This is a genomic window from Actinomadura rubrisoli, from assembly GCF_004349215.1.
Classification (GTDB): domain Bacteria; phylum Actinomycetota; class Actinomycetes; order Streptosporangiales; family Streptosporangiaceae; genus Spirillospora; species Spirillospora rubrisoli.
The window spans coordinates 1-7974 of sequence record NZ_SMKU01000392.1 but is presented as its reverse complement, the minus strand read 5'-3'; the positions used below and the strand labels follow the sequence as shown (position 1 = coordinate 7974).

8 protein-coding genes are annotated in these 7974 nt (G+C 73.3%); 5 read left to right on the top strand and 3 right to left on the bottom strand.

What is annotated here, in order from left to right:
• The 3 genes from E1298_RS40630 to E1298_RS40620 all read left to right on the top strand — a co-directional run.
• On the top strand, positions 1-1131 hold a 1131-nt coding region (locus tag E1298_RS40630), incomplete at its 5' end, for a thiolase C-terminal domain-containing protein (protein ID WP_243726136.1).
• Between the two features lie 29 nt (positions 1132-1160).
• Positions 1161-2408 (top strand): sensor histidine kinase, encoded by a 1248-nt coding sequence (locus E1298_RS40625; RefSeq protein ID WP_131902712.1) that lies wholly within the window; start codon positions 1161-1163, stop codon positions 2406-2408.
• Positions 2405-3079 carry a response regulator gene (locus E1298_RS40620; RefSeq protein ID WP_131902711.1) on the top strand — a complete coding sequence of 225 codons (675 nt, stop codon included), beginning with the start codon at positions 2405-2407 and terminating at the stop codon, positions 3077-3079. Before E1298_RS40625 ends, E1298_RS40620 begins: the two co-directional genes overlap by 4 nt.
• Here E1298_RS40620 and E1298_RS40615 read toward each other — a convergent pair.
• Positions 3054-3284: a hypothetical protein gene (locus tag E1298_RS40615; RefSeq protein WP_131902710.1), complete on the bottom strand. Its 231-nt coding sequence runs from the start codon at positions 3282-3284 to the stop codon at positions 3054-3056. The two genes, E1298_RS40620 and E1298_RS40615, sit on opposite strands and share 26 nt — an antisense overlap.
• A gap of 258 nt (positions 3285-3542) precedes the next feature.
• Here E1298_RS40615 and E1298_RS40610 point away from each other — a divergent pair, with 258 nt between their 5' ends.
• Complete coding sequence (locus E1298_RS40610) at positions 3543-5666, top strand: MMPL family transporter (protein WP_131902709.1); 2124 nt, start codon at positions 3543-3545, stop codon at positions 5664-5666.
• A 162-nt stretch (positions 5667-5828) separates the two neighbouring features.
• Here E1298_RS40610 and E1298_RS40605 read toward each other — a convergent pair whose 3' ends face one another.
• Complete coding sequence (locus tag E1298_RS40605; RefSeq protein ID WP_131902708.1) at positions 5829-6497, bottom strand: TetR/AcrR family transcriptional regulator; 669 nt, start codon at positions 6495-6497, stop codon at positions 5829-5831.
• A gap of 121 nt (positions 6498-6618) precedes the next feature.
• Between E1298_RS40605 and E1298_RS40600 the strand changes: the two genes are divergently transcribed.
• Positions 6619-7206 (top strand): HAD family hydrolase, encoded by a 588-nt coding sequence (locus E1298_RS40600; protein ID WP_131902707.1) that lies wholly within the window; start codon positions 6619-6621, stop codon positions 7204-7206.
• Here E1298_RS40600 and E1298_RS40595 read toward each other — a convergent pair.
• Positions 7169-7974, bottom strand: an 806-nt coding sequence (locus E1298_RS40595) for an MFS transporter (RefSeq protein WP_131902706.1), incomplete at its 5' end; no start/stop codon positions are given. The two genes, E1298_RS40600 and E1298_RS40595, sit on opposite strands and share 38 nt — an antisense overlap.

Genomic DNA, 7974 nt, shown 5'->3' with positions numbered 1-7974 from the left:
AGGCAGGGGTTCTCGGGGCGGGCGGCGGTCGCGGGCGTCGGGATGACGGCCCTGTCGCGCGAGTCCGGGCGCACCGAACTGAGCCTGGCCGCCGAGGCGTCCCGCGCGGCCCTCGCCGACGCGGGCGTCGAGCGGCCGGACGCGATCCTCTCCTACCACCTGAACGACTCCGCGCCCGTCCTCTACCTGGCCCGGGAGCTGGGGCTGCGCGAGATCGGCTGGCACAACGAGATCTACGGCGGCGGGACGCAGAGCGCGTCGATCCTCGCCGACGCCGCGATGCTCGTGGACGCCGGTGTGGCCGAGACCGTCCTGGTCTACCGGGCGCTCAACGGCCGCTCCGGCAAGCGGATGAACGCGCTCGGCCTCAAGCTGGGCGAGGGCACCGAGGAGCAGTTCACCCACCCGTACGGGCTGGCGGGTCCCGTCCACCAGTTCGCCATGGCCGGGCAGCGCTACCTGCACGACACGCGCCTCTCCGAAGAGCACACCTACGCGGTCGTCGCGCAGTCGCGCGCGCACGCGTTCCGCAATCCGCGCGCTCTACGCGGAGAGCGCCTCGACCTGCCCGCCTATCTCGCCGGCCCGATGGTCGCCTCCCCGATGCGGCGGCTCGACTGCTGCCAGGAGACCGACGGTGCCTGCGCGCTCGTCGTCACCTCCGCCGGGCGGGCGCCGGACGCGCCGCGGATCCACGCGGTCGTGCGCGGCGGCGGGCCCGGCGCGTCCGGGATGGACAAGGCCGGGGACGTGACGCGGATCTTCTCGTCCTACGTGGCCGAGCCCCTCTTCACGGCGGCCGGGATGAGGCCCGGGCACATCGACGTCGCCCTCCTCTACGACGCCTACAGCTGGCTGGTCCCGCGCCAGTTGGAGGACTTCGGGCTGGTGCCGCGCGCCGACCTTCCCGTGATCCTGCGCGCCCAGGAGATCGCGTGGAACGGGCGCTTCCCCGTCAATCCGCACGGCGGCCTGCTGTCGGAGGGCTACGTGCACGGGCTGAACAATGTCGCCGAGGCCGTCCGGCAGCTCCGCGGCACCGGAACGTGCCAGGTCAGGGACGCGGGTGTCGCGCTGTGCACCGGCTTCGGCGGCGGCTACGGCAGCGCCGCGATCCTCACCGCGGCCTGAGAACGGCGACCGCGGCGTACCGTGGCGCCGTGAACTCCACCAGGGCCGCCACGATCCGCCGCGCGCTGCGGGCGCGCGGCCGCGTGCTGGACGCCGGCCTCACCCTGACGGTCGGGATCATCGTCGCGATCATGATCCACACCTCGGACGAGGAGTACTCGCGTCCGCCCGACGCCCGCGCGTACGCGATCGGCGTGGCCATGACCCTTCCGCTGTTCCTGCACCGGGTGCGCCCGATCATGGCGCTGGTGCTGGCGAGCGCGGGACTGTTCGTCTACTACGAGCTGGACTACCCGGGGATCCCGCCGACGGCGGCGCTCGCCCTCCCGTTCTACTCGACGGTCTACGCGGGCCACGCGCGCTGGGCGGTCGCGGTCTGCGTCGGCTTCTTCTCGGTCGGCTACGTGATGGTCATCCGGGAGGCGAGCGATCCGCTGGCGACGATGGCCGCCTTCCTCACGCACGCGGCGTTCGCCGTGACCGTGATGCTCCTCGCGGAGGTCGTGCGGAACCGGCGGGCGCTGGCCGCCGAGACGCGCGAGCGGCTGCGGCTCGCCGCGGAGGAGCGCGAGCTGGAGGCGGCCCGGCGGGTCGCCGAGGACCGCGTCCGCATCGCGCGGGAGCTGCACGACACCGTCGCGCACAGCATGGCCACGATCGCGGTGCAGGCGGGCAGCGCCCTGCACATCCTGGACGACCGGGACGAGGGGGCCCGCCCGGCGCTGGCCGCGATCCGGGAGACCAGCAAGCAGGCGCTCAAGGAGATGCGCGCGACGCTGGGCGTCCTTCGGTCCGGGGCGGACGCGGGGGACCGAGGGCCTGCCGGGCTCGACCGGCTCGACGCGCTGCTGGAGGCCGTCCGGGCGGCCGGGGTCCCGGTGGACCTCCAGGTCACCGGCACGGCGACGGCGCTCGCCCCGCCCGCCGACCACGCCGCCTACCGGATCCTCCAGGAGTCGCTGACGAACGTCCTGCGGCACGCGGAGCCGGACGTCCGCGTCCGTGTGTGGATGGCCTACACCGGCGACGGGCTCGACCTGGAGATCGTCAACAACGGCGGCCCCGGTCCCGGGGAACACGGGCAAGGGCAGGGACACGGTCTGAACGGCATGCGGGAACGCGCTCTGGCCATCGGCGGCGCGTTCTCCGCGGGACCCGGCCCGTCCGGTGGCTTCCGGGTCACGGCCCGCCTGCCCGCGAACCCCTCGCCTGGGAACGGTCCGTCCGGAGGCGGTCCCAGCGGGAGGCGCGCGGACGTGCCGGAGGGCGCGTCGTGATCCGGGTCGTGCTCGCCGACGACCAGTCGCTGGTGCGCGCCGGGTTCCGGATGCTGCTGCGGTCCGCGGACGACATCGAGGTGGTCGGCGAGGCCGAGCACGGCGGCACGGCGATTGCGCTGGCCCGCGAGCTGCGCCCGGACGTGGTGCTCATGGACCTGCGGATGCCCGAGATCGACGGGCTGACCGCGACCCGCCGGATCGCCGCCGACCCGGCGCTCGCCGGCGTGCGGGTCGTGATCCTCACCACGTACGCCGAGGACGAGAACGTCTACCGGGCGCTGCGCGCGGGAGCCGCCGGGTTCCTGGTGAAGGACATCGAGCCCGTCGACCTGCTGCGGGCGCTGCGGGTGGTCGCGGGCGGCGAGTCACTGCTGGCCCCCGCCGTGACGCGCGCGGTCATCGAGGGGTTCGTCGCGCGGCGTGCCGAGCCGGCGCCCGCGGCGCCGGAGCTGCTCGGCGCGCTCACCGACCGGGAGCGCGAGGTGGTGCGGTTGGTGGGGCGGGGGCTGTCCAACGACGAGATCGCCGACGAGCTGGCGGTAAGCCCCCTGACCGCCAAGACGCACGTCAGCCGGGCCATGGGCAAGCTGGGGGTCCGCGACAGGGTCCGGCTGGTCGTGCTCGCGTACGAGGCGGGCCTGGTCATCCCCGGGTCCGGGCGCTCATGATCTGCTCGCGGAGCTCCTGGGACGTCGGCGCCTCCAGCAGCGCCGGGCCCTCCCGCGAGGGGACCAGGGCCCACCAGGACCCGGTGGACTCGCCGTACCAGACGCGCACTCCCGGGAACTGCTCCTGCATGCTTCGCGCGGTGGCGGCCCGCAAGGCCGCGGGCGTGGGTTCCTCACGACCGGCGGCGCCCCGTTGAGCCGTCATGCCGCCTCCCCCCGTAGATCTCTCCGGTAACAGCGTCCCCACGGACCAAAGCGTCACCCCTACTCGGCAAATTGTGACTAAGCACACTATGGGGCTTGGGGGCGCCGGACCGTGGGATACCGCGCCGGGCGTACTCCGACGGAAGTACGGGACCGGGCGATTGACGCCGTCCGCCGGATTCCCCGCGCGGCATCCAGCGTCAGGCTGACGGGGAAGGAAGATCTCCGTGAGCGAAACGCGTCCGCAAAGGTGGCACCTATGAGACTGGCCAGGCTCGCCCGGCTCTGTTATCGGAGACGGCGTCTGACCGTCTCCGCCTGGATCGCCGGCACGATCGCCGTGCTGGTGCTCGGGTTCGGCTTCGCGGCGGACCCGCTGAACGACTTCTCCGGCGGCGGCTCGGGCTCGGCGAAGGCGGAGGACCTGCTGAAGGATCATTTCCCCAAGCAGAGCGGCGACAGCATCACCCTCGCCGTCCGCGCCGGCGGCGGGGTGCGGTCGCCGGAGGCCCGGGCCAAGGTGGAGCAGGCCGTCGACCGGCTCGCCAAGACCCCGCACGTGTCGTCGGTGGCCTCGCCGTACGACGCGCCCGGCCAGATCTCCCCGGACGGTCGGACGGCGTTCGCCACCGCCGACCTCGACGTCATCGCCAACGACATGCCCGTGGCCGACGTGAAACGGCTTCTGGACGACGTGCGCACCAGCTCCGGGCCCGTCCGGCTGGAGTTCGGCGGGGCGGCGGTGGACACCGCCGAGACGCCGGGCGGGGGCTCGGCCGAGGGGATCGGCGTGCTCGCCGCCGTCGTCATCCTGCTGATCGCGTTCGGGTCGCTGCTGGCGATGGGGCTGCCCATCGTGACCGCGCTGCTCGGCATCGGCTCCGGCCTCGGGCTCATCGCGCTGCTCGGGCACCTGCTGCCCGCGCCGTCGTTCAGCCCGATCGTGGCGGCGCTCATCGGGCTCGGCGTCGGCATCGACTACGCGCTGTTCATCGTCACCCGCTACCGGGAGGAACTGCACGCCGGCAGCGACCCCGAGGAGGCGACGGTCATCTCCCTCACCACGGCGGGACGGGCCGTGCTGTTCGCCGGCACCACCGTGGTGATCGCGCTGATGGGCCTGTTCGTCATGCAGCAGAAGCTGCTCAACGGCGTCGCCGTCGCGGCCGGGCTCGCGGTGCTGATGACGATGCTCGCCGCCGTGACCCTGCTGCCCGCCCTGCTCGGCTTCACCGGGCACGCCATCGACCGGTTCCGCGTCCCGGGCCTCGGCCGGGCCCGCCGCCCGCTCGCCGAGCGCTGGGCGCGGACCGTCCAGCGCCGTCCCGCCCTCGCGGGGCTGTGCGCGACCGCGGTGCTGCTGGTGCTCGCCGCGCCCGCCCTGTCGATGCGGCTGAGCCTGCCCGACTCCAGCACCCAGCCGCACGACACCAGCGCGTACGCCTCGAACAAGATCCTCTCGGAGGGCTTCGGGCCGGGCACCTCGGCGCCGCTGGTGATCGTCACCCAGGGCGGGGACGCGCGGCCGGTCGCCGACGCCGTCCGCTCGACGCCCGGCGTCGCCGCCGTTCAGCCGCCGCGCACCAGCCGCGACGGCGCCGCCTCGATGCTGATCGCCTTCCCGAAGACCGGCGCGCAGGACGAGGCCACGCCGCGGCTCGTCCACACCCTGCGCGACAAGGTCATCCCCGGCGCCATCGCCGGGACCGGCATGAAGGCGTACGTGGGCGGCCCGAACGCGGCGGCGATCGACTTCGCCGACAGCGTCAGCACCCGCCTCCCGTGGCTGATCGCGGTGGTCGTCGGCCTGTCGCTGCTGCTGCTGGTCGCGCTCGTCCGCTCGGTCACCGTGGCGCTCCAGGCCGCGCTCATGAACCTGCTGTCGATCGCGGCGGCGTACGGCGTGCTGACGGCCGTCGTCCAGTGGGGCTGGGCGGGCCGCGCGCTCGGCTTCCCCACGGACATGCCGGTGACGACGTGGGTGCCGCTGATGATGTTCCCGATCCTGTTCGGGCTGTCGATGGACTACGAGGTGTTCCTGGTCTCCCGGATCCGCGAGGTGCACCGGTCCGGGGTCGCGACCCGCGAGGCCGTCGCGCAGGGCCTGTCCCGCACCGCCCGCGTGATCACCGCGGCCGCCGCGATCATGGTGATGGTGTTCCTGTCGGTGCTGCTCGGCGCCGACATCGCCGTCAAGCAGATCGGCCTCGGCCTCGGCGTCGCCATCCTGATCGACGCGACGATCGTGCGGATGGTGCTCGTCCCCGCGCTGATGGAGCTGTTCGGCGAGGCCAACTGGTGGCTCCCCGGGCCGCTGGCCAGGCTCATGCCCGGCCGCGCCGAGCACGAGGCGCCGCGCCCCCGCCTCCCGGTCTCGGGCTAGCCGGGCCGGCCCGATCCCGGGTCAGAGCATGATCGTGAGGCCGTCGCGGGCGCGCTCGCAGCCCGCGTCCGGCCTCGCGAGCATGTCGGGCCCCATGCGCCGTGAGGACGACCCCGCGGCACGTCCACCGACCCCAGAAACGCGACCTCCACGACGCGTGGATCAGTGAGTATTGATGCCGTCGAACATGACCTTGAGGTAGTGGTCGGCGAGGCCCTGCGCGTTGAGGCGGCCGCCCGGCCGGAACCAGCGGACCGCCACCCAGACCGTGTCGCGGATCATGCGGTAGGTCAGCTTGGGGTCGATGTCGTCGCGGAACAGCCCGCCGGCCTGGCCGGCCTTGATGGTGTCCACCCACATCTTCTCGACCTCGTCCTCGGACTTGGACAGGTAGGCGAACCGGTCCATGCCCTTGAGGTAGTTCCAGTCGTTCTGCATCACCGTGATCGCGGCCCGGTGCGGCTCCAGCGTGCCGAACGCGATGCGGACGAGGTCCGCGATCGTGTCGCGCGGGTTCTTCCCCTCGTCGATCACGCCCTGGTAGGCCGCCATGATCTCGTTGAAGAACCCCGCGAGGATCTCGTCGACGATCGACTCCTTGGAGTCGAAGTGGTGGTACAGGCTGCCCGAGAGGATCCCCGCCTCTTCGGCGATGTTGCGCACCGTCGTGGCCTGGAAGCCCTTCTCCGCGAAGAGTTCGGCCGCGAGCTTGACCAGGTGCTCGCGCCGCTCCGAGGCCAGGGCGGGCGTGCCCTTGCCGCGGCGGCGGCCGCCGCCCTCGCCCGCGCCGCGGGTCCCGGGCCGGCCTGAGTTCGCGCTCGTGGTCGTCACCCCCTCATTATGCCGTCTCGCCCAACCGCTTGCTCAATGACGCGTCGACATGCAGGGTACGTCCTGGCTCAAGCGCTTGCTCGCGGTCGTCGGAGTCGTCCGCCGTGCATAGGGTCGGGGCATGCCCGATGTGATCGTTTTCGACCTGTACGGAGTGATCGCCCGCACCCAGACCCCGGAGTCGGTGCGGCGGATCGAGGAGCTGGCCGGGATCTCCGGCGCCCCGTTCTGGGACGCCTACTGGTCCTGCCGTCCCGCCTACGACGCCGGGCGGGAGAGCGCGGCCTACTGGGCGGACGTCGCGGACCGGCTCGGCGCCGCGTTCCCCGACGTCCCCGCGCTGATCGAGGCCGACCTGGAGAGCTGGACGGACGTCGACGACCGCATGGTGGCCCTCGTCAACGAGCTGGCGGACCGGGGCAGGACGCTCGGGCTGCTCTCCAACATCATCACCGACCTGGTGCCGCGCTTCGAGGCCCGGCACGCGTCCTGGCTGGAACGTTTCGACGCGCTGACCTACTCGTGCCGCATCGGCGTCGCCAAGCCCGACCCGCGCGCGTACGAGATCTGCGCCGAGCGCCTCGGCGTGCGGCCCGCCGACGTCCTGTTCTTCGACGACAGCGAGCGCAACGTCGCCGCCGCCCGCGAGGTCGGCATGCGCGCCGAGGTGTTCACCTCTCCGTCCCAGGTCCGCGCCCTGACCGCCTGACGTCAGGGTTCCCGCGCTGCGGACCGGCGGGGAGGGCGCAGGCCGCGGCCGCGACCAGGACGAGGAGCGCCGCGATGGCCCGGAAGGCGTCGCCGTAGCCGTCCAGGGTGACCAGGGCGGCGAGGCCCAGGGCGCCGCCCACCTGTTTCGCCGCGTTCATCAGGCCGGACGCGGCGCCCGCGTCGTGGGCGGGGACGCCCGAGGTGACGGCGCTGGTGAGCGGGGTGTTGAGGAGGCCGCCACCGAGGGAGATCAGGACGGCGGGCCCGAGGACGCCGGTCAGGTAGTCGCCGCCGGGGCCGAGGCGGCTCTGCCAGAGGAAGCCTCCGGCGGCGACCAGGGAGCCGGCGGCTATCAGCGCGCGGTCGCCGACGCGCCGCATCAGGCGCGGCGTGAGCTGGAGCGCGACGGCCATGGTCAGCAGGGTGTGGGGGAGGAACCCCAGGCCGGTCTCCAGAGCGCTCATGTGCAGGACGTTCTGCATGGAGAGGGCGAGGAAGTACCACATCGGGCTGAGGCACGCCCCGGCGAGCAGCATCGCGACGTTCCCGACGGCGACCGAGCGGATGCGGAACAGGCCGGGCGGTATCAGCGGCGAGCGGACGCGGGCTTCGGCGGCGACGAAGGCGGCCAGGGCGGCGGCTCCGAAGGCCAGGGCCGCCTTCGCGTGCGCGATGCCGTAGGTCAGGGACGCGATGCCCGCGGTGGCCAGGACGGCGCCGAGGACGTCCAAGCGCGGGCCGGGGCGGCGGGCGTTCGGGAGGAGGC

Bases quoted from the DNA above. Each gene is read 5' to 3' on its own strand.
- E1298_RS40610 (WP_131902709.1), top strand. From the start codon at position 3,543: ATGAGACTGGCCAGGCTCGCCCGGCTCTGTTATCGGAGACGGCGTCTG.
- E1298_RS40615 (WP_131902710.1), bottom strand. From the start codon at position 3,284: ATGACGGCTCAACGGGGCGCCGCCGGTCGTGAGGAACCCACGCCCGCG.
- E1298_RS40600 (WP_131902707.1), top strand. From the start codon at position 6,619: ATGCCCGATGTGATCGTTTTCGACCTGTACGGAGTGATCGCCCGCACC.